This window comes from Pelobacter seleniigenes DSM 18267 (assembly GCF_000711225.1).
Lineage (GTDB): Bacteria > Desulfobacterota > Desulfuromonadia > Desulfuromonadales > Geopsychrobacteraceae > Seleniibacterium > Seleniibacterium seleniigenes.
Genome location: NZ_JOMG01000005.1, coordinates 233,724 through 254,728, shown reverse-complemented (window position 1 = coordinate 254,728; position 21,005 = coordinate 233,724). Strand labels below are relative to the sequence as shown.

Sequence of the window (21,005 nt, the reverse complement as noted above, 5' to 3'; positions counted from 1 at the left end):
CCCAACCTGGTCCGCTTTATTGTCGACCGGTCAATTCCTCGACAGTACGCGGAATGCGCCGGTGGCCGAGCAGCCGGTGGCCTGTCGCGGTCACCAGCACATCATCCTCGACACGGATACCGCCGAAATCCAGATGATTCCCAAGCTGCTCATAAGCGATGAAATCGGCATGCAGCTGTTCGGCCCGCCAGCGCTCAATCAGGGCGGGAATGAAATAAACACCCGGCTCCACAGTCAGCACAAACCCGTCCTGCAGTCGTCGCCCAAGGCGCAAAGAACGGGTCCCGAACTGGCCGGAGCGGTGTACCTGTTCATCATAGCCGACCCAATCCTCACCCAGATCCTCCATGTCGTGGACATCCAGGCCGAGCATATGACCGAGGCCGTGGGGCATAAACAGGGCATGGGCACCAGCCGCGACCGCATCCTGGGGATCGCCGCGCATCAGGCCGAGGGCGGCCAGTCCACGAGCCAGCACCAGACAGACTTCGCGATGGACCTCGGCAAAGGTAATGCCGGGTCGAATCAATTCATAGGCGCGGTCGCTGCACTGCAACACCAATTGATATAGCTCCTGTTGGGCAGGATTGAATGTGCCACCCACCGGAAAGGTCCGGGTGTGATCAGAGGCATAGTGTCGGCGGCTTTCCACACCGGCATCGACCAGTAACAGCTCCCCGTCCTGCAACTGCCTGATCTGTTGATGATTGTGGAGGATTTCGCCATGCGTGGTGACAATAGCCGGAAAGGAGAGCATCCGCCCGGCCCGGGCCGCCAGCGCCTCAAGCTCACCGGCAATCTCCCATTCATAGGTACCGGGCAGCGCCATCTTCATGGCGGCACAGTGCAGTCGGTAACCCAGATCTGCGGCCTGATCAAGTTCAGCGATCTCCTCTGCCCCTTTGACGGAGCGTAGCGCGACCACGGCCTTGATCAGCTCGGTGGAAACAAAAGTGGGCAATTCAGCGATCTGAATACCAAGCAGGTCGGCCTGAAACAATCTATTCTCGGCCCGGCTGCTGGGCAACAGCCGCACCGGTTGTCCCTTGGCGATAGCCTGTTGCAGCAGCGCGGCCAATCTGGTCAGCGGTGCGACATTCCCGATCCCGCTGTCTGCCGCTCGTTCGACCAGGCTCGGTATAGGCCCGCTCCAGACCTGTTCCTCCAAAGATGGATCACTCCCGAAGAGAATCTCGCGCCCTGCATCGAGGTCAAACAGCAGCGCCAGTCCCGGCTGTTCCAGACCGCAAAAATACAAAAAGCTGCTGTCCTGACGGAAGCGGTAGCAGTTGTCCGCGGCAGTAAACGGAGACTCAAAGTTGCCACAAAGTAGCACCAGCCCGGTGGAAAAATACTCCTGCAGGCGGCGGCGCCTGGTCTGGTAGATTGCTGAATCAAACACAGGCATTTCCACTTCCCGCCCCGAGCTGGGACAACAGGTGACAGATAAACATGCGAAGTAAAAAAACAGCCATAACGATTCTCCAGGATGAAGTCGTAGCAGCGGCGTCTAAACCGTCAGAAGAGACTGAAACCGGAGGCTTCCGGCTCGTGCATAAGTTCAGTGTTCACCCGTGCGGCCAGCCGGCAGTACTTACTGACCGCCTCCTCTGGAATAGTCACCGCCGGGTTTTGTTCAACAATATCTTTCAAGCGCAGCAAATCCCGGTAAATACCGATGCTGCTGTTGGCAACTTTCTTCTTCATTTCTAATTCGAACAGGACATAATCCCAGGGGTAGGGTGTATTGTCAGCGGCCACTTGCAGATACTTCCGCCCGAGTTCTTTCATGGTCCGTTCCAGTCCGGCCCAGGCAGCGCAGATCCTTTCTGCAGCAGAACCGGTCGCCTCATGGTCACTCCCCTGCTCCAGGCCACCGGCAAGAATATTATCCGCTCGCCGATAAATGGCATCAAGTTCCTGGCAAAAATCAAGCCTGCGCTGTCCCCCGCCGGTCAATTTTTTGCGCAGCCGTTTGAATAGCGGCGGTAGCAGAAAAAATGCCAGCAGCAGGATCAGCAAAGGTTTGGCGATGGCCATGAAAAGAGCAAAAAAGGTGCTGGCGTTTGACATGATTTTCCGAGAGGTAAAGAGTGAATAGCGTTGTTGGGTAAGTACGCTGGGTGAAAGATACGGATGAGATTTTATATAACACAAGGCCGAGGGATGTACAGTTAGATGATGGGACAATTGCGAAGACCGGCCAGGGTTGTTCTCCTTCCCCCTTAATGAGGGAAGGCTGGGATTCGCCAACGGGTGATTCTACTTCCCCCCGTCCCCGACCTTATCAACCTGCACCTTCACCGTGGCCGGGCTGATTTTGGCGACCTCGATATTGCCGGGCAGCATCATATCCGAGCTGTTCAATGAATAGGTCTGTCGCCCCAGAGCGGTCAGGGTGCCGTCGAGGGAGATCAGCAGATCATCGGGGCGCAGCTTGAATAGCTCCCGCCGTTCGGCGGTCAGGGACACGTCCGCTTTTGGCGGAGTAACCGATTCAAACTTAAAGCCGTCGGGGATATTCTGGACATCAATGGGAACCTGATAAACCTCAGTCACAACCGCGGAGCCGGGCACCAGCACAAGCCAGACCACGGAGGTGACCACCACCGACGCAACCAGGCGCAGAGCCATGCGCAGGTAAGATTGATAGCGTTTTCGGCCGCTCTCCCGCGAGCCCAGATCCTCACTGAATTCGAGTATTTCCTGCAGCAACGCCTGGCTGTCCGACATGCGCTCAAGAATCCCGTCCTTGGCCACCGAGATATGCCCGCTCTCTTCCGATACCACCAGAATCAGAGCGTCAGTTTTTTCAGACAGACCGATAGCCGCGGCATGGCGGGTGCCGCGTTCCTGCACCTGGTCATCACTTTCGGTGAGCGGCAAACGGGTTCCGAAACGTTCAATTTTATCGCCACGCAGCACCATGGCGCCGTCGTGTCCGGGCGAAGTGGGATCAAACAGGCTCAGAGCCAGAGGGCGGCTGAGCACACCATGCAGTTCATTGCCGGCAGTGATCAGGTTGTCCAGGGGAATTTGTCCGGGCAGGACCATCAGGGCCCCCCATCGGCGATCCGAGAGCTCGTAGGCAATCCGCACCAACAGCTCAGGAATACTCCCCTGCCACGGCCGAATTTCGTTCTTGTGCCGAAACAACAGAGAAGACAGCTCGTCCAGAACCCGGCGGATTTCATTCTGATAGATCACCACCACGATCAGGATCACCACGGCGGACAACCCCTGCAGGATCTTGACCGTCAGGTTGAATTCCAGTTCGTGAGCCAGGAGCAGAATCAGCCCATAACCGACCAGGCCGGCGCCGATTTTCCAGGTCCGGCGGGCTCGAAAAACTGACAGCAAAAACCAGATGATGGCAGAAGAAAAAGCGATATCGATAATGTCCAGAAAGCCAATTTCTTTCAGTAGGGCAAGATAATTTAAAAACATAGCTAAACTCTCAGAAATCTATACTTTTCAATTATAAAAGGACCAGGGTTGGGTTCTTCTAAAGGTGATCGGCAAACAACAGGATATCAGCCATTTTACCACCTGCAACAATAATCAAAACAGCAATCTCACACAAAAGACCTTTTTTCAAAAAGAGCAAAACGGGCATCGCGCTCTGGGTTTCATATCCTTACAAAACTTAACTTGACTCAACCTTTCAGTTCAATTCAAATAAGTGTTTGAAACCAGCATTTGAATTTTATATTTAATTTTTAAAGACCGCGATTTGGAAATGACCATGGCGAGGCCACGTTCGGAAATAACCAAGGAAAAATTGCTTGAAGCTGCAGCTGAAGTGTTCGTGTCTAAAGGGTTTCGTGATGCCACGATTGCCCAGATCTGTAAACAGGCGCGGGCCAATGTCGCGGCAGTCAATTATCATTTTGGCAGTAAAGAGGTGCTCTATCAGGAGACCTGGCGCTACTCCTTCAACAAGTCGCTCCAGGCCCACCCCATGGATGGCGGCGTCAACGCTGATGCGCCAGCCGCAGAACGCCTTCGGGGCACGATTCAAGCCCTGGTCGAACGAATTGCCGATGAGGAAAGCCGGGATTTTTTCATCTTGCAGATGGAATTTGTCAATCCGACCGGCCTCCTTGATGAGGTTATGAGGACGGAACGAATTCAGCTGCGCAGCAAAATCTTCTCACTGATGAAAGAACTGCTCGGCCCTGGCGCCAGTGAAAAACAGATAATCTTTTGTACAATGTCCGTTATCAGCATGTGTCTGCACACAATGATGATCCAGCGGGTGCGTAAAAAAACCAACGATCTCAGTCTGCCGCCGGAAATTCTCAACCTGGAAGCATTTGTCGAACACGTGGTGAAATTTTCCTTGGCCGGTATTGCCGCTATCAAAACTGAAATCAATGCGGACACGTCCGCCCGTAAAGAGGCCTGAATTTTATGATTCCAGCAGGATGTAGACTTTTAATCCTCACCTTGCTCAGCCTGGCCCTGAGTTCATGCGCAGCGGTCGGCCCTGATTACCAGCCCCCTAAAATGACCGTACCGGAAACCTGGAATAACAGCGGGGGCGGTATAACCCAGCAAGGTCGCGAAGACTTGGGTGAATGGTGGCAGAACCTGCATGACCCGCTGTTGACCGAGTTGATCGAAGAAGCCCTGCGCTCCAGCCCGGATATCCGCAGTGCCCGCGCCAAATTGCGCGAGGCACGCGCGCGCCGGGGCATCGCCGGAGCGGATTATTACCCGACGGTGACCGGCTCGGGATCGGCTTCGCGCAGCAAGTCAAGTGCGGAAACCGGCAGCGGCAAGACCCACGAGCTCTACCAGGTCGGGTTCGATGCCAGCTGGGAACTGGATATCTTCGGCGGGGTCCGGCGCAATGTCGAAGCCGCCCAGAATGCTCTCCAGGCCAGCACCGCCAGCTTCGCCAACACCCGGGTCTCCCTGGCTGCCGAGGTCGCCACCAATTACATCCAGATTCGCTCTCAGCAGCTGCGCCTGAAAATCATCCGCGCCAACCTCGCAAGTCAGGAGGAAACCCTGCAACTGACCCAATGGCGTGCCCAGGCCGGACTGGTCAGCAGTCAGGATGTCGAGCAGGCGCGCAGCAATCTGGAACAGACCAGGGCGCAATTGCCCAGTCTGGAGACAACCCAATTCCAGGCTGAACATGCCCTGGAGATCCTCCTCGGCAAAGCTCCCGGCGCGCTGCAGCAACAGCTGTCCACCGCAACCAACCTGCCCCTGATTCCCGACCGTCTGGCCATCGGCATTCCGGCAGACACGGTCCGGCAACGCCCGGACATCCAGGTCGCCGAACGCAATCTGGCCGCAGAGACCGCCCGCCTGGGTGCCGCCGAAGCGGCCCGTTACCCAACCTTCAAACTGTCCGGCTCCATCGGCCTGGAAGCACTGACCCTGGGCGGACTGCACAACAGTGGTGCGGATACGGCATCGCTGCTCGGCGGGATCACCGCACCGATCTTCAACGCCGGCAAGCTGCGTAAGCAGGTCGAAGTGCAGGATGCGGTCCGGGAGCAGGCCAGGATCAGTTATGAACAAAGTGTTCTCACCGCTCTCAGTGAAGTTGAAAATGCCCTGGTCTCCCTGGACCGCAGCAGCGCGCAAAGTGAAGCCCTGGCCGCAGCGACCACGGCAGCGCAGAATGCCGCGGAGCTTGCCAAGCAGAGATACAGCGCCGGCTTGATCGATTTCCAGGCGGTCCTCGACGCCGAACGGACCGTGCGCAGCAGCGCCGACAGCCTGGCCACGGCCCGCGCTGATCGGGTCCTGGCTCTCATTCGTCTCTACAAAGCGCTGGGCGGCGGCTGGCAACACGCAGCCGAAGACCAGCTCAATCAACAAGGATAATCGATGAAGACAACCCAACAACAAGCGGACAGCGCCAAACCCTCCCTGGAACAGCTGCTCAACTCCCCGGCCGGGAAAAGATCGCGCTGGCGCTGGTGGTGGCTGATTCTGATTCTGGTCGTGATCGGCGCGGCCGTGGTGCCATTTTTCCGGGCCGAAGAAAAAGCCGCCGGCCCCCAGTATGCTACCGAAGCGGTCAGTCGGGGCACCCTGCAGGTCAAGGTGTCAGCGACCGGCAACCTGCAGCCGACCAATCAGGTGGATGTCGGCAGCGAACTGTCGGGCATCGTCGAGCAGGTGTTTGTCGACGTCAACGACCATGTCAGCAAGGGCCAGGAACTGGCGCGTCTGGACCGCTCCAAACTGGAGGATGCGGTGACCAGGTCCCGCGCCAATCTGGCCGCTGCCCAGGCCCAGGTCATGCAGACCGAAGCCACGGTCGAAGAATCAAATGCCACCCTGGAGCGCTATCGCCAGGTTGCGCAGATTTCCGGCGGTAAGGTCCCGGCCAAAACCGAAATGGATGTGGCCGTGGCCACTCTCAAGCGCGCCGAAGCCAGTCTGGCCAGTGCCAAAGCCAGCGTACTGCAGGCCAAGGCCGAACTTCAGTCGGATGAAACCAACCTGAAGAAAGCCAGCATCCGCTCCCCCATCAACGGCGTGGTGCTGACCCGCGAAATCGATCCAGGCCAGACCGTTGCGGCCTCTTTTCAAGCTCCGGTGTTGTTCACCCTGGCCGAGAATCTGGCCAAGATGGAACTCCAGGTGGATGTGGATGAGGCCGATGTCGGCCAGGTCAAAAAAGGCCAGCAGGCCACCTTCACCGTCGATGCCTGGCCGGGGCGCAGCTACAATGCCGTGATCACCCGGGTCGGCTACGGTTCTCAGGAGAAGGACGGCGTCATCTCCTACCTGACTATTTTGGCCGTCAACAACGACGACCTCAGTCTGCGTCCGGGCATGACCGGCAATGCCGACATCGTCACTCTGGTCCATGACAATGCCCTGCTGGTGCCCAATGCGGCGTTGCGCTACAGCCCGAGCAGCAACCAGCAGAACAAAGGCCGCTCTGGGGTCAATTTCATGCGCATGCTGATTCCCCGACCACCGCGCCGGACCGCCAAGCCCGCCGCAGCACCGAGCGGGAACAGCCCACGGGTATGGGTACTGCAGGACGGTCAACCCGTGGCCATCCAGGTCAAGACCGGAGCCACCAACGGCCGGGTCACCGAGATTGTCGGCGGCGACCTCAAAGTCGGGATGAAAGTCATCACCGAAGACGTGTCGGGCAGCGCATCATGACCGAACAGCCGTTGATTCAACTTGCCGACATCACCAAGACCTACGGCACGGGTCAGGCAGCTTTCCAGGCACTGAAGGGGATCGATCTGAACATTGCGGCCGGCGAGTTTGTGGCGGTCATGGGTGCCAGCGGTTCAGGCAAATCGACAACCATGAATATCCTCGGTTGCCTTGACACCCCGACCAGCGGCAGCTACCTGTTCCAGGGGGTGCATATCGAACAGCTCAGCCGTAATCAGCGCGCGCTGCTGCGCCGTCATTTCCTCGGTTTCGTGTTTCAGGGCTTCAACCTGCTGGCCCGCACCACCGCACTGGAAAACGTCGAGCTGCCGCTGATCTATCGAGGGGAAAAGGCGTCAATTCGCCACCAGGCCGCGCGCACCGCCCTGGCCCAGGTCGGCCTGGCCGGCTGGGAGCATCATAATCCAGGCGAACTCTCCGGTGGCCAGCAGCAACGGGTCGCCATCGCCCGAGCCATTGTCACCAGCCCGACCGTCCTGCTGGCTGACGAGCCGACCGGCAACCTCGACACCCAGACCAGCGAAGAGATCATGGGCCTGCTGACCTCGTTAAACCGCGACCTCGGCATCACCGTGATCATGGTCACCCACGAGCCGGACATGGCGGCCTACGCCAGCCGGGAGATCCGCTTTGTCGACGGTCGGGTGGATCACGATCAGCACAATGGAGGGCCGCACTGATGCTCTGGAATACCCTGCTGTTGGCCATTCGCGCTATCCGCCGCAACCTGATGCGCTCGTTCCTGACCATCCTCGGCATCGTTATCGGCGTTGCCGCGGTCATTACCATGGTCACTTTGGGCAACGGCGCAACCAAATCCATCTCCAGCCAGATTTCCAGTATGGGGAGCAACCTGATCATCGTCCTCCCCGGTCAACGCTTCGGTCCCGGCTCCGGCGACGCCCCAAGGTTCAAGAACAGCGATGTCGAAGCGATCCGCAACCAGATCTCCAGTGCCGAATGGGTTGCCCCGCTGGCCAACAAGGCCACCACCGCCGTGTACCTGGCCAACAACTGGTCGACCATCGTTTACGGCAGTAATGACGATTATTTCCCGGCGGGCAACTGGACTCTGGTCGCCGGACGCACCTTCAGCACCACCGAGCAGCGCGCCGGCAAGGCGGTCTGTGTGATTGGCGAAACGGTCCGCGAAAAGCTCTTTGACCGGCAGAACCCGGTCGGCAGCCAGATCCGCATTTCCAATTTTTCCTGTGAAGTCATCGGCCTGTTAAAAGCCAAAGGGCAGTCCGCTATGGGCTCCGATCAGGATGATGTCGTGGTCATGCCGATCCGCACGGTCCAGCGCCGCCTGACCGGCAGCCAGGATGTCAGTCGGTTGATGATTTCGGTCAAGGACGCCAAGTCCATCGACCCGGTAAAAAAACAGATTACCCTGCTGATGCGTGAACGGCGCAAAATAGCGGAGAACGAAGATGACGACTTCCGCGTAGTGGATACCCGGCAAATCGCCGAAACCCTGACCAGCACCACCAAAATCCTCACCCTGCTGCTCGGCGCCGTGGCCGCGGTCAGCCTGTTGGTCGGCGGAATCGGCATCATGAACATCATGCTGGTCTCGGTGACCGAGCGCACCCGAGAAATTGGTATTCGTCTGGCCATCGGTGCGCTGGAGCGGGAAGTCCTATTGCAGTTTCTCATCGAAGCCGTGGTGCTCTCCAGCATCGGCGGTCTAATCGGTCTGACCCTGGCCACTATCGCTTCGGTGGCGCTCGCCGGCCTGATGGGAATCCCCTATATTTTCAGCCTCGGCATCAACCTGGTGGCGTTTCTCTTTTCCGCCGCTATCGGCGTCATCTTCGGCTATTTCCCGGCTCGCCGCGCCGCCAGCCTGAATCCGATTGATGCCCTGCGCCATGAGTAGACTTTTTTGATCTCAAAATTGCTGACAAGTGGTTTCCCCCTTCCCACTGAAATGGGGGAAAACAGTTGTGTAAATAAATGTGTTTTTCTCCTTCCCCCTTGAATGGGGGAAGGCCGGGATGGGGGTGAAAAAAACTAACCGCTCACGAACGCCAAGCCCTCCCTATTCAATTCTTTACAGAACAACCATATCCTTCTATTGTTTTTCAACTTTACATGGTCAGTGCCACATCAGCCCAATAACATTTTAGAGATCTGCCTTTGGAGCCACCGTGAAAAATCAAACCAGCAAAGCCCATTTCGGCTGGTGCATGTATGACTGGGCCAACTCGGCCTTTGCTACGGTCATTCTGGCCGCGGTCCTGCCGGTCTACTTTGTCAGCCTGGTCCCCGTGGACGGTGCCAGACTGTTTTTTGCTCCCGGGCATTCCTTTGCCGCGACCAGCCTTTGGGGTTACAGTGTCGCCATCTCCATGCTGCTGATTGCCTTGATCGCTCCGGCACTTGGTGCCCTGGCCGATCGACGGGGCTGGCATAAAGGGCTATTGCTGGTCTTTTGTACGGCAGGCTGTTGCGCTACGGCTCTGTTGGCCCTGCCCGGTGACAACAATTACCTGTTAGTGGCAGGGCTGTTCATCCTGGCCAACTTCTCTTTTGCCGGCAGCAATATTTTTTATAACGCCTACCTGCCCCACCTGGTAGCGCTGGAACATGCCGACCGCCTCTCGGCCCGGGGCTATGCCTACGGTTACATTGGTGGTGGCCTGATGCTGGCGCTGGCTTTTGGGCTGATCCTCAAACATGATCTGTTCGGCTTTGCCAGCGTTGCCGCTGCGACCCGGTTCGGTTTCCTGCTCACCGCCCTGTGGTGGTTTGCCTTTGCCCTGCCGACCTTTATTTTTTTACCGGCAACCGCAAAATCAAATCAGCCGGTGCAGACCCTTGCTTTGGCAAACTACTTGGCGCGCTTCCGCAAACTGCTGCGTTACCGCGATCTCTGCCTCTTTCTGCTGGCGTTTCTTTGTTACAACGATGGGATTCAGACGTTAATCAGCGTCTCGGCAGTCTACGCCCGGGAAGAGTTGCAATTGGGACAGGCGACCATCATCGGTTGTTTCCTGATGATCCAGTTCATGGCCATGCCCGGAGCCATTTTGTTCGGTCGGTTGAGTACCAGGCTGGGAACCTTACCCAGCATCATCCTCAGCCTGGTGATTTTTCTTGCGGTTTGCTGTTATGCCTACGTCATGAAGTCAGCGGTTGAATTCTGGATTCTGGGTGCAGTGATCGCCTTGGTGCTGGGTGGTAGCCAAGCCCTCAGCCGTTCCCTGTATGCGAGCATGGTTCCCCTGCCCCAGGCCGCTGAATTTTTCGGTTTTTTCACCATCAGCTCCAGGTTTGCCGCGATTTTCGGCCCCTTGCTGTTTGCCCTGATTACGGACCTCAGTGGCAGCTCGCGCGATTCAATCCTGGCTCTGGGGATATTTTTTATTATCGGCGGATTATTGCTCCTCAAGGTCAATGTTGCTCGCGGCCGCGCCCTGGCCCTGAATCGCGATTGACCACAATGCCGCAGTCGGTCATCAGAGCAGCTCTCCAAACAGAGTATCGTCGCGAAAATCCTTGATCAGCGCTTTCTGCAAGGTTCCCTGGCACTCTTTCCCGGCAACAACCCGAACCGGCAGATAATTTTCTGCCAGCCCCCTTCTTACCCCATCAACTTCGCCCCCCTCAATGACCAGTTCGAGCTCACGGCCAATGAAACGCCGACAATAGGCGACATATTTTTCCTCCCCCAGCTGGCGCAATTGGGCCGCCCGTTGTTTGGCCACCGGAGCCGGAATCTGCCCGGACATCTGCGCTGCGGGAGTCCCTGCGCGTTTACTGAATGGAAAAACATGCAGGTGGGAAAAAGGCAGCTGCTCCAATAATCGGTAGGTATTGGCAAACTCTTCGCTGGTTTCACCGGGGAAACCAGTAATAACGTCCAGGCCGATGGCGCTGTCGGGCAGCAGTCGCTGCACATCTTCGATCAGCTCCAGAAAATACTCAGCGGTGTAATGCCGGTTCATGCGCATCAGCACCTGGTCATCACCAGCCTGCAGAGGGATATGAAAATGCGGGCAGATCCAGGGGGAATCAGCGATATAACGATACAGCTCGATCGGCAATTCAGTCGGTTCAATGGAGCCGAGCCGCAACCGCCCGGAAAACTCAGAGGCTTCAATGGCACGCAGCAAACCGAGCAGATCGGTCTTTGCCTCCAGATCTTGACCGTAGCAGCCGATATGGATCCCGGTCAGGACAATCTCCGGATAGCCATTGGCGGATAGTTGCACAACCTGGTTGACCACTTCGGCCAAGGGCACAGACCTGCTGCGGCCCCGGGCATAAGGAATGATGCAGTAGGAGCAAAAGGCATTGCAGCCGTTCTGAATCTGCACAAAAGCCCGGCTGCGCTGATCAAAGGTCTGCAAACTCAACGGTTCAATGGTACGCTCATTGCGAATGTCGGAAACCGCAACCTGACCGGAGTCGGGCGTGGTGGTCAGATATTCCAGCAGATGCGCTTTTTCCTGGTTTCCGAGCACCAGCGAAACTCCGGGCAGCTGGCGCAGCCGTTCCGGGTCGATTTGCGCGTAGCAGCCGGTCACCACCACCCGTGCCGCCGGGTTGAGGCGTCTGGCCCGGCGAATCAGGTTGCGCGATTGGGCGTCGGTCGCCGCGGTCACCGTACAGGTATTGACGACAACCAGTTCCGCTCCGTCTTCGAAGTCGACTTGATTGTAACCGGCCAGCTGCAGCTGTTCGCTCATGGCTGCCGATTCAAACTGATTCGTTTTACAGCCCAGGGTAACAAAGGCAACGGTGGAATTCATTGAATCCAGCCCCCCCCCAGGACCAGGTCATTATCGTAGAACACGGCGGCCTGGCCGGGAGTGATCCCGTCCTGCGGCCGCTCGAAAACAACCTTCACCTGACCGCTCTCCAGCGGCTCAATCCGGGCTGGCACCTCCTGATGCCGATAGCGGATGCGACAGGCCGCGCTGATCGGTTCATTGGGCGCGGCGATGCTCCAGTTGCAATCAACAGCAAGAAGTTCCTGCTTGTTGAGATATTTTTTTTCGCCAACAATGATCTTGCGATCATTCACATCAATGGCGATCACAAACAGCGGCTCATGCCAGCCGATCCCCAACCCTTTGCGCTGCCCGATGGTGTAACGATACACCCCCTGGTGACTGCCGAGCACCCGCCCGGAAACATGGACAATCTCCCCACTCAAGCGTCCGCCACCGGCTTGGCGTTCAAGGAAGTTGACATAGTCGCCGTCCGGGATAAAACAGATATCCTGGCTTTCCGACTTGGTGGCCACCGGCAGTTGCAGGCCGGCGGCTTTTTCGCGGACTTGTTGTTTGTTGAACTCACCAAGGGGGAAAAGGCAGGAGCGGAGCTGTTCCTGATTCAGGCCGAACAGGAAATAACTCTGATCTTTTTTGAGGTCATCGGCCTTGCGGATCAGATAACGGCCGGAGCGTTCGGCAAGACGGACATAATGTCCGGTCGCCAGATAGTCCGCGCCCAGTTCACGGGCCTTGTCGAGGAGCAGTCCGAATTTTATCTGTTTGTTGCACAGGGCACAGGGATTAGGAGTCCGGCCGGTAAAATACTCCTGGCAAAAGGGCGTGACCACCCGATTCCTGAAGTCGGCCATAAAATCAACGACATGATGTTTTATCTGTAATTGATCGGCAACCTTGCGGGCATCACCGGCCGCGTCCGGCAGGTTTTCCATCACCTGATCGGAAACCCCGGCAAACCGCTGATCCCACAACTTCATGGTCATGCCGGAAACATCGTACCCTTGTTCAAGTAACATTGCTGCTGTTACCGAAGAATCCACCCCGCCGCTCATGGCGACAACAACCTTTTTTTTCACTTAACCCTCAATCATTCCTGCCGATGCCGGGCCCAAGACCATGGAACGCAGGCAGAGAAAAGGGCTCGGCAATTGCTTGCGGAGCCCTGGGATAAAACCGTTAAACCGCTCCTGTTCAGACTTTGGAATGCTGCTCTCGATAGTTCTTGATTGCTTCATGGAGAGCATCAGCAGCCAGGTTCGAACAGTGCATTTTGGCCGGCGGTAGACCGTCGAGGGCCTCGGCCACAGCCTGATTGGTCAGAATGAGGGCTTCATCAATCGTCTTGCCGATCGCCATCTCCGTCACCATGGACGAAGTGGCAATGGCAGCGCCACAACCGAAGGTCTTGAACTTGACATCTTTAATAATGTCGTCTTCGACTTTCAGGTAAATTTTCATGATATCGCCACAAGAGGCATTGCCGACTTCGCCGACCCCGTCGGCATTCTCGATTTCACCCACGTTCCGCGGGTTGGAAAAATGATCCATTACTTTTTCGGTATACATAACATCGCTCCTTGAATTTAGTCTTTTGACCAACAGAATTCTTTAGAAAACCTTCGTCACCATGCGGCATTCGCTACATTCGACGGGCGTGGGATCTTCCCGATTGTACAAAGGACTCATCTCGCGCAGGCGCTGCACAATCGGCGGCAGTTCCTGAAGGACAAAATCGATCTCCGCTTCGGTGTTATCCGAGCTGAGACTGAATCTGGTGCTGGAGTGAGCCAGGACAATATCGACTCCCATGGCGCCCATGACATGGGACGGTTCCAAAGAACCTGAGGTACAGGCCGAGCCGGATGAGGCGGCAATGCCTTTCATATCGAAGAACAACAACAGCGACTCGCCTTCAATATAGTTAAAGCTGACATTCAGTGTGTTCGGCAACCGCAGATCGGCATTCGGATGGCCGTTCAGCTTGACCTCCGGGATAGAGCCGAGGATGCCTTTTTCCAGTTTGTCGCGCAATTTGCGGACGTATGTATAATCCTGTTCAAGGTTCTTGCGAGCCAGTTCGCAAGCGACCCCGAGGCCGACGATACTGGCCACATTGTGGGTTCCGGCGCGGCGATTCCGCTCCTGGTGACCACCGTCCATAAACCGGGTGATCTTGGTCCCACGACGCAGGTACATGGCGCCAACCCCTTTGGGAGCGCCAATTTTATGGCCGGACAACACCGCCATATCGACATTGGCTTTGCGGACATCGACCGGAACCTTGCCGACCGCCTGCACCGCATCAGTGTGAAAACGCACCTTGTACTTTTTGGCGATCGCACCGATCTCCTCAATGGGGAACAGGTTGCCGGTTTCATTGTTGGCCCACATCACGGAAATCAGGATGGTTTTGTCGGTAATCGCCGCTTCCAGTTCGGCTAGATCGAGCATGCCGTTTTGATCGACCTTGAGGTAAGTGACTTCATAGCCACGCTTTTCGAGGTATTGACAGGTTTCCAGGACAGCAGGATGTTCCACCGAAGTGGTAATGATATGGTTCCCTTTTTCCTTTAACGCATCGGCTGTGCCCTTGATGGCATAGTTGTCACCTTCACTGCCACAGGAGAGAAAGATGACTTCCGCAGGTGAACAATTGAGCAATTCCGCAACCTGCTCGCGGGCTTTCTCAATGGCACCGCTGACCATGCGTCCGGCCCAGTGAACACTGGAAGGATTTCCGAACTGTTCACGAAAATAAGGCAACATCGCCTCCAACACCTCTTCTTTAACTCGCGTCGTTGCGTTGTTGTCCATATAGATCTTATCCACTGCTATCCTCCGGTATTACAGAAATGAAAAGTATTAGCTGTTCGACGCTCTGACACTCAGGCGCCGCCGACCTTGATCGGTTAAATCCTCAAGGGTCAACGAGGACAAAAATTCTCGAATCTGATTTCCCAATCCCTGCCAGACCATCTGCGTAGTGCATTCAAAATCGCATGCACAACTGCCATCGGCATTCATACATGACACCGGTACAAGAGTTTCTTCCACTGTATCGATCACTTCATCAATGCGGATATCTTTGGCTGGCCGCGCCAGCACATAACCACCGCCTGGACCGCGGACACTCTTGACGATGCTGCCCCGCCTCAGTTTGACGAACAACTGCTCCAGGTAGTTCAGAGAAATATTCTCTCGTTCGGATATCTCCTTGATGGAGACGGGCATCCCATCACTGGTGAGATTCAAACTTACGAGTGCACGGACTGCATATTGTGCCTTAGTCGACATTCTCATCAGATAACTTCCTCACGCTGTTCAAGTTTTTGGTAGCGTTCCAGCTCGGCCTGTAAGTGTTTCTGTTCGGTCTGCAATGCCTCAACCTGATCTTCCAGCCGCCGGATCTGGTCAAATACACAACTGACGGCTTTAGCCACCGGGTCCGGCAACTTATCATGTTCCAGATCGACACCAATACGGCGCTCTCCGGAAATGACCACTCGCCCGGGGATTCCCACTACGGTCGCATTAGCCGGGACTTCCTTGACAACCACGGAGTTGGAACCGACCTTGCTGTCGTCACCGACCTTGAACGGACCCAGAATTTTGGCCCCGGAGCCGACGATAACATTATTGCCAAGGGTCGGATGACGCTTTTCCTTGGCCCAGGAGGTCCCGCCCAAGGTGACCCCATGATAGAGCGTACAGTTGTCACCGATCTCGGCCGTTTCACCGATCACCACTCCCATTCCATGATCAATGAAAAAGCCCTTGCCGATGGTCGCGCCAGGATGGATTTCAATTCCGGTCAAAAAGCGCCCGACATGGGAAATAAAGCGGCCAAGGAGTTTGAACTCGTGCCCCCAGAGCCAATGGGACAGACGGTAAAAAACCAGGGCGTGGAAACCGGGATAGCAGAAGATGATTTCGAAAACGCTGCGCACCGCAGGATCTCGTTCAAATACCACCTTCAGATCTTCCTTGAGAGTTGCAAACACCCTGACCTCCCGTCATTAATGTGCGGCCCCGGCCACTGGATTCCATGGCAAAACAAAACAGAAAAAGCAATCAACGGCATGTTATTTTTTTACATTTACGAGTGTCTAACATAGCCAAGAATTATCATACCCGACTATTTCTGTCAATTTCTTTAAAACATTTTAGTCAGGTATTTCAGAACCTCAATCCATAACCGCTGCTCCTTTGTTTGGGCAGGGAAGCATTAGCAGCAAAGCGCGCTTAGCAGTCGACATCGCCGGTATTTTTTTTTATACTGCTTAAGTTTATTCAGGCTCGATTTTTAATTGCGTATCCGTCCGCAATGACGGAGACCTTACCCAAGGAGCGTAAAAATGCCAGATTTCAAGTATCAGGATCCATTACCATTGGGACCGGAGAAAACCAGTTATTACAAAATTGAAGGCTCTGAAAAATACGTCACCACTGTCAACTTCGACGGACAGGACATGCTCAAGGTCGACCCCGAAGCGCTGACAGTTCTGGCCAACACAGCCATGCGCGACGTCTCCTTTCTGCTGCGTACCGATCACAATGAGCAGGTCGCTAAAATCCTGACCGACCCGGAAGCATCCAACAATGACCGTGGCGTTGCCATGGCCTTTTTGAGGAATGCTGAAATCGCCGCTTCCTTTGAATTACCCTTATGCCAGGACACGGGCACAGCCACGGTCATCGGCAAAAAAGGACAGCAGGTCTGGACCGGAAACAACGATTCTGAATACATTTCCAAAGGCGTATTCAAAACTTATACCGAAGAAAACCTGCGTTACAGTCAGACAGTTGCCCTTGACATGTACAAGGAAAAAAATACCGGAACCAACCTGCCAGCACAGATCGATCTTTATGCCACCGAAGGCGCAGCCTACAAATTCCTGTTTATTGCCAAAGGTGGCGGCTCTGCCAATAAAACCATGCTCTTCCAGGAGACCAAAGCACTGCTTAATCCGGAAAAGCTGGAAAATTTCCTGATCGCTAAAATGAAGACTATCGGTACCGCGGCCTGTCCGCCCTACCATCTGGCCTTTGTCATCGGTGGAACTTCGGCCGATGCCTGCATGAAGACGGTCAAACTGGCTACAGCCCGCTACCTCGATGAACTGCCGACCGAAGGGAATGAACACGGGCAGGCCTTCCGTGATCTGGAACTGGAAGAAAAACTGCTCAAGGCTGCTCAGGAATTGGGCATCGGCGCCCAATTTGGCGGCAAATATTTTGCCCATGACGTCAGGGTCATCAGACTTCCCCGCCACGGAGCTTCCTGTCCGGTGGGTATGGCAGTGTCCTGTTCCGCCGATCGCAATATCAAGGCCAAAATTACCAAAGAAGGTCTGTTCGTGGAAGAACTCGACCGCAACCCGGGTCGATTGATTCCGGAAAAATATCGTACCGGCAAACACAGCAATGGCACCCGCATCAACCTCAACCGACCGATGACCGAAGTGCTGGCCGATCTGAGCAAGCTTGAAGTCGGCGCACCTCTGCTGCTGGACGGTACCATTGTGGTCGGCCGGGATATCGCCCATGCCAAATTCAAGGAGATCCTCGACAGCGGCCAACCGATCCCGGAATATCTGACCAAGCATCCGATTTATTACGCTGGTCCGGCCAAGACGCCAGCCGGAAAAGCGTCCGGCTCGTTCGGGCCGACCACGGCAGGCCGCATGGACAGTTATGTCGATCTGCTGCAAAGTCACGGTGGCTCCATGGTGATGATCGCCAAAGGCAACCGCAGCCAGCAAGTCACCGATGCCTGCGCCAAGCATGGCGGTTTCTACCTCGGCTCCATCGGTGGCCCGGCTGCCATCCTGGCCGAAGAGAACATCAAAAAGGTCGAATGCATCGATTTCCCCGAACTCGGCATGGAAGCGGTCTGGAAAATCGAAGTCGAAGATTTCCCGGCCTTCATTCTGGTCGACGATAAAGGGAATGATTTTTTCAAGAAGCTCGGACTCTAGCCTTCGCACTGTACAGTATTAACATAAAAGCCCCGGCCGAGGCCGGGGCTTTTGCTTACACAGATCCAGGAACGGTCCGGCTCAAAACTTGAGGCCGACTGTCGCAAGGCGGTCACTTCCGCTATACTGACAACTGACTTTCTTTTAAATGCTCTAAGTGATAACAGGATTTTCATGGGCTCATCAATTCTCAAAGCATACGAACGGACCGTTCTTAAACACCCCCTCGCCAGCATCATCCTGATTTTAATGATCGTTGCCATCGTCGGCAGCTTTGCCCGCAATTTTCACCTTGATGCTTCTGCCGACTCCCTGTTACTGGAAAATGACAGCGACCTGAAATATTACCGCACCATCGATGAAAAATACGGCAGCGGTGACTATCTGGTTATCAGCTATGCTCCACATGGCGACCTGATGTCTGACGAGACTCTCAACGACCTGCGCAGCCTGCGCGACAGCCTGTTGAAACTTGACCGGGTCGAATCGGTCCTCAGCATCCTTGATGTTCCACTCATCGACAGCCCGCGGGTGACCTTGAGTGAACTGAGCAACGGCATCCGCACCCTCGGCTCCGGCAAAGTTGACAGAGAACTGGCCCGCCACGAATTTCTCACCAGCCCCCTTTACAAGGATATGCTGGTCAGTCCTGACGGCAAAACCACTGCGCTGCAAATTACCTTTCAACGCGATGAGACCTATCACCGACTGTTAGACGAGCGCAGCCAGCTGCGCCAGAAACAAAGCCAGGGTGAACTGACTGCCGCTCAGGAAGAACAGTTGGAGCAGGTCAGCCAGCAGTTTGACAGCTACAGCCGCAAAATGGCCGACCGGGAAGCTGCCGATATTGCCGCTATCCGCGCCATCATGAATGAGCACCGTGCCCATGCCCAACTGTTTTTGGGGGGAGTTTCGATGATTGTCACCGACATGATCGACTTCATTCAGAGCGACCTGGCGATCTTCGGGATCGGTGTCTTGACTTTCCTGGTTGCCATGCTGGTGCTGATCTTCCGCCGCATGCTCTGGGTGCTGTTACCCCTTGCCTGCTGTTTTGCCGTGGTTCTGTTCATGTTTGGTTACCTCGGCATGGTTGGCTGGAAAGTCACCGTGGTCTCATCCAACTTTACCTCACTGCTGCTGATTATCACCCTGTCGCTGTGCGTTCACCTGATTGTCCGCTACAACGAACTGTACGATGAAATCCCCGGCGCCGATCGCCTGACCATGGTCCGGGAAATGATCCGCACCAAAGCGGTACCGACCATTTACACCGCCCTGACCACCATCGTCGCCTTTGTCTCGCTGCTCACCAGTGACATCAGGCCAGTCATCGACTTCGGCTGGATGATGGCCATCGGCATCACCTTCGCGTTGGTGCTGTCCTTTGTTATTTTCCCGGCGGGATTAATGCTCACCGGCATGCCCAAACAGTTCACACACCGCCATGACATTACCGGCGCAATCACCAAAACCTGTGCCCACTGGGTTGAGTACCGTAAAGGCCCAACCCTGTTTATTTTCGCCTTGATCACCCTGATATCGATCCTGGGGATCAGCCGCCTCACGGTGGAGAATCGTTTTATCGATTATTTCAAACCAACCACCGAAATCTATCAGGGTATGGAGTTGATCGACCGTCAACTGGGCGGCACCACACCGTTAAGTATCATCCTTGACGCCGACCCCGGTTTTTTCGCCGCCCAGAAAAAGAATCAAGTCGCGACGACCAAAGATCCCTTTGCCGATGACTTCTTTAATGAAGGCACGGCTGACGCCGGCTTATCGGGGAGCAGCTACTGGTACAACAGCTATCAGATCGACACTATCGAGAAAATCCAGGATTATCTCGATAGCTTGAAGGCAACTGGAAAAGTGTTGTCCATGGCCACCACGTTCAGAATGATGGAGATGGTCAACGGCGACACGCCGCTGGACAACATTTCCCTGGCGGTCATTCATAAAAAATTGCCGCCGTCCATCGAAAAAGCCCTGTTTGATCCCTACATGTCCAAAGACGGCAACGAGCTGCGTTTCTCTGTCCGGATTATCGATTCCGAGCCCGGCCTGCGCCGTAACGCGCTGCTGAAACAGATTCGGTCCGACCTGATCCACAAATTCAATCTCAAGCCGGAACAGGTACATCTGACCGGCATGTTCGTGCTCTATAACAACGTCCTGCAGAGCCTGTTCAGATCGCAAATCATGACCATTGGCGTGGTCTTCCTGGTTATCATGGGCATGTTCCTGCTCCAGTTCCGTTCGTTGCGACTGGCGGTGATCGCGATCATTCCCAACCTGATTTCCGCCGGCACAGTGCTGGGGCTGATGGGGTTAATGCATATCCCCCTCGACATCATGACCATTACCATTGCAGCCATCACCATCGGTATCGCGGTGGATGACACCATCCACTATATTCACCGCTTTAACGAGGAAATCATGGTGGATGGCGATTACCTGGCAGCCATGAAGCGCAGCCACAACACGGTCGGCCGGGCCATGTACTACACCTCGGTGACCATCATCGCCGGGTTCTCAATCCTGGCCCTGTCCAATTTCATCCCGACCATCTACTTCGGCTTGTTTACCGGCCTCGCCATGCTGGTGGCCATGGTCGCCAACCTGACCCTGCTGGCCCTGCTGCTGATGATCTGGCGACCGAAGCAACAGAAATAGAGTTGGAACATTTAATAATCAGAGAGTAATAACAAACGGGCAGCTGTAAAATTCAGCGGCCCGTTTGTTATTGTAGGCTGCTAGTTTAAGCAACTTTGCAGTAAACTCGGGACTGTCCCCAGGGTCATCGGGGGCTGTCCCAAGAGTTTGCGAGCCATGAAACTGTCGCGGTTAACACCGCAAAGACCCGGGACAGCCCCCGTGCGGGGACAGTCCCGGTTTTGCTGCCAGCGACTCTTAAACGAGTGCCATTCGGGGCTGCCCCAATTTTGTTTTGCGATCAAAAACAAAACCGCAAGATCACTGTCAAAACCTGCTGATTTTTCTCTTAATAAAATGAATTTCCAAATATTTTTCAAAAATAACTGGCACTCTCACCCCAATTGCGGTAGTCTCCATATCTTTTGACCAAAAAACAAGCAGATAACTATAA

17 protein-coding genes are annotated in these 21,005 nt (G+C 55.3%); 8 read left to right on the top strand and 9 right to left on the bottom strand.

Annotated elements, in window-relative coordinates; translation table 11 throughout:
- Positions 1-16: 16 nt before the first annotated feature.
- The 3 genes from N909_RS0122470 to N909_RS0122460 all read right to left on the bottom strand — a co-directional run bounded on the left by N909_RS0122470 (position 17) and on the right by N909_RS0122460 (position 3,447).
- The gene (locus tag N909_RS0122470; protein ID WP_029918348.1) at positions 17-1,402 is read right to left on the bottom strand and encodes an aminopeptidase P N-terminal domain-containing protein; all 1,386 of its coding nucleotides are present in this window, start codon (positions 1,400-1,402) and stop codon (positions 17-19) included.
- A gap of 116 nt (positions 1,403-1,518) precedes the next feature.
- The gene (locus N909_RS0122465; protein WP_029918347.1) at positions 1,519-2,073 is read right to left on the bottom strand and encodes a hypothetical protein; all 555 of its coding nucleotides are present in this window, start codon (positions 2,071-2,073) and stop codon (positions 1,519-1,521) included.
- A gap of 189 nt (positions 2,074-2,262) precedes the next feature.
- Positions 2,263-3,447 (bottom strand): diadenylate cyclase, encoded by a 1,185-nt coding sequence (locus tag N909_RS0122460; RefSeq protein WP_029918346.1) that lies wholly within the window; start codon positions 3,445-3,447, stop codon positions 2,263-2,265.
- Between the two features lie 298 nt (positions 3,448-3,745).
- Here N909_RS0122460 and N909_RS0122450 point away from each other — a divergent pair, with 298 nt between their 5' ends.
- The 6 genes from N909_RS0122450 (at position 3,746) to N909_RS0122425 (ending at position 10,613) form a co-directional block, all read left to right on the top strand.
- Entirely contained in the window at positions 3,746-4,408 is a 663-nt protein-coding gene (locus N909_RS0122450) for a CerR family C-terminal domain-containing protein (protein WP_029918345.1), read from the top strand.
- A 5-nt stretch (positions 4,409-4,413) separates the two neighbouring features.
- Positions 4,414-5,847, top strand: a complete 1,434-nt coding sequence (locus N909_RS0122445) for an efflux transporter outer membrane subunit (RefSeq protein WP_029918344.1) — start codon at positions 4,414-4,416, stop codon at positions 5,845-5,847.
- 3 nt (positions 5,848-5,850) lie between these two features.
- A complete protein-coding gene (locus N909_RS0122440; protein ID WP_029918343.1) occupies positions 5,851-7,149 on the top strand; it encodes an efflux RND transporter periplasmic adaptor subunit in 1,299 nt (432 codons plus the stop codon).
- Positions 7,146-7,850, top strand: a complete 705-nt coding sequence (locus N909_RS0122435) for an ABC transporter ATP-binding protein (protein WP_029918342.1) — start codon at positions 7,146-7,148, stop codon at positions 7,848-7,850. The genes N909_RS0122440 and N909_RS0122435 overlap by 4 nt, the downstream gene beginning before the upstream one ends.
- Entirely contained in the window at positions 7,850-9,052 is a 1,203-nt protein-coding gene (locus tag N909_RS0122430) for an ABC transporter permease (RefSeq protein ID WP_029918341.1), read from the top strand. Before N909_RS0122435 ends, N909_RS0122430 begins: the two co-directional genes overlap by 1 nt.
- Positions 9,053-9,323: 271 nt before the next feature.
- Positions 9,324-10,613 carry an MFS transporter gene (locus tag N909_RS0122425; RefSeq protein WP_029918340.1) on the top strand — a complete coding sequence of 430 codons (1,290 nt, stop codon included), beginning with the start codon at positions 9,324-9,326 and terminating at the stop codon, positions 10,611-10,613.
- 21 nt (positions 10,614-10,634) lie between these two features.
- Here the strand turns inward: N909_RS0122425 and mtaB are convergent, their stop codons facing one another.
- The 6 genes from mtaB to cysE all read right to left on the bottom strand — a co-directional run bounded on the left by mtaB (position 10,635) and on the right by cysE (position 15,916).
- Positions 10,635-11,930, bottom strand: coding sequence for a tRNA (N(6)-L-threonylcarbamoyladenosine(37)-C(2))-methylthiotransferase MtaB (gene mtaB / locus N909_RS0122420; protein WP_036684519.1), 1,296 nt, complete (start codon positions 11,928-11,930; stop codon positions 10,635-10,637).
- Complete coding sequence (gene mnmA / locus N909_RS0122415) at positions 11,927-12,991, bottom strand: tRNA 2-thiouridine(34) synthase MnmA (protein WP_155006053.1); 1,065 nt, start codon at positions 12,989-12,991, stop codon at positions 11,927-11,929. The genes mtaB and mnmA overlap by 4 nt, the downstream gene beginning before the upstream one ends.
- Positions 12,992-13,106: 115 nt before the next feature.
- Positions 13,107-13,481, bottom strand: a complete 375-nt coding sequence (gene nifU / locus N909_RS0122410) for a Fe-S cluster assembly scaffold protein NifU (RefSeq protein ID WP_029918337.1) — start codon at positions 13,479-13,481, stop codon at positions 13,107-13,109.
- 42 nt (positions 13,482-13,523) lie between these two features.
- Positions 13,524-14,744 (bottom strand): cysteine desulfurase NifS, encoded by a 1,221-nt coding sequence (nifS, locus tag N909_RS0122405; RefSeq protein WP_155006052.1) that lies wholly within the window; start codon positions 14,742-14,744, stop codon positions 13,524-13,526.
- 33 nt (positions 14,745-14,777) lie between these two features.
- Positions 14,778-15,215 (bottom strand): Rrf2 family transcriptional regulator, encoded by a 438-nt coding sequence (locus N909_RS0122400; protein WP_029918335.1) that lies wholly within the window; start codon positions 15,213-15,215, stop codon positions 14,778-14,780.
- Positions 15,215-15,916: a serine O-acetyltransferase gene (cysE, locus tag N909_RS0122395; RefSeq protein ID WP_029918334.1), complete on the bottom strand. Its 702-nt coding sequence runs from the start codon at positions 15,914-15,916 to the stop codon at positions 15,215-15,217. Before cysE ends, N909_RS0122400 begins: the two co-directional genes overlap by 1 nt.
- A gap of 354 nt (positions 15,917-16,270) precedes the next feature.
- On the opposite strand from cysE, the gene N909_RS0122390 reads away from it, so the two are divergent.
- Complete coding sequence (locus N909_RS0122390) at positions 16,271-17,893, top strand: fumarate hydratase (protein ID WP_029918333.1); 1,623 nt, start codon at positions 16,271-16,273, stop codon at positions 17,891-17,893.
- Positions 17,894-18,067: 174 nt separating this feature from the next.
- On the top strand, positions 18,068-20,572 hold the full coding sequence (locus tag N909_RS0122385) for an efflux RND transporter permease subunit (RefSeq protein WP_029918332.1): 2,505 nt from the start codon (positions 18,068-18,070) through the stop codon (positions 20,570-20,572).
- The last annotated feature ends 433 nt before the right edge of the window (positions 20,573-21,005 follow it).

Coding starts and splice junctions, on each gene's coding strand:
- N909_RS0122465 (WP_029918347.1), bottom strand. CDS start 2,073: ATGTCAAACGCCAGCACCTTTTTTGCTCTTTTCATGGCCATCGCCAAA.
- N909_RS0122460 (WP_029918346.1), bottom strand. CDS start 3,447: ATGTTTTTAAATTATCTTGCCCTACTGAAAGAAATTGGCTTTCTGGAC.
- N909_RS0122450 (WP_029918345.1), top strand. CDS start 3,746: ATGGCGAGGCCACGTTCGGAAATAACCAAGGAAAAATTGCTTGAAGCT.
- N909_RS0122445 (WP_029918344.1), top strand. CDS start 4,414: ATGATTCCAGCAGGATGTAGACTTTTAATCCTCACCTTGCTCAGCCTG.
- N909_RS0122440 (WP_029918343.1), top strand. CDS start 5,851: ATGAAGACAACCCAACAACAAGCGGACAGCGCCAAACCCTCCCTGGAA.
- N909_RS0122435 (WP_029918342.1), top strand. CDS start 7,146: ATGACCGAACAGCCGTTGATTCAACTTGCCGACATCACCAAGACCTAC.
- N909_RS0122430 (WP_029918341.1), top strand. CDS start 7,850: ATGCTCTGGAATACCCTGCTGTTGGCCATTCGCGCTATCCGCCGCAAC.
- mtaB (WP_036684519.1), bottom strand. CDS start 11,930: ATGAATTCCACCGTTGCCTTTGTTACCCTGGGCTGTAAAACGAATCAG.
- nifU (WP_029918337.1), bottom strand. CDS start 13,481: ATGTATACCGAAAAAGTAATGGATCATTTTTCCAACCCGCGGAACGTG.
- N909_RS0122400 (WP_029918335.1), bottom strand. CDS start 15,215: ATGAGAATGTCGACTAAGGCACAATATGCAGTCCGTGCACTCGTAAGT.
- N909_RS0122390 (WP_029918333.1), top strand. CDS start 16,271: ATGCCAGATTTCAAGTATCAGGATCCATTACCATTGGGACCGGAGAAA.
- N909_RS0122385 (WP_029918332.1), top strand. CDS start 18,068: ATGGGCTCATCAATTCTCAAAGCATACGAACGGACCGTTCTTAAACAC.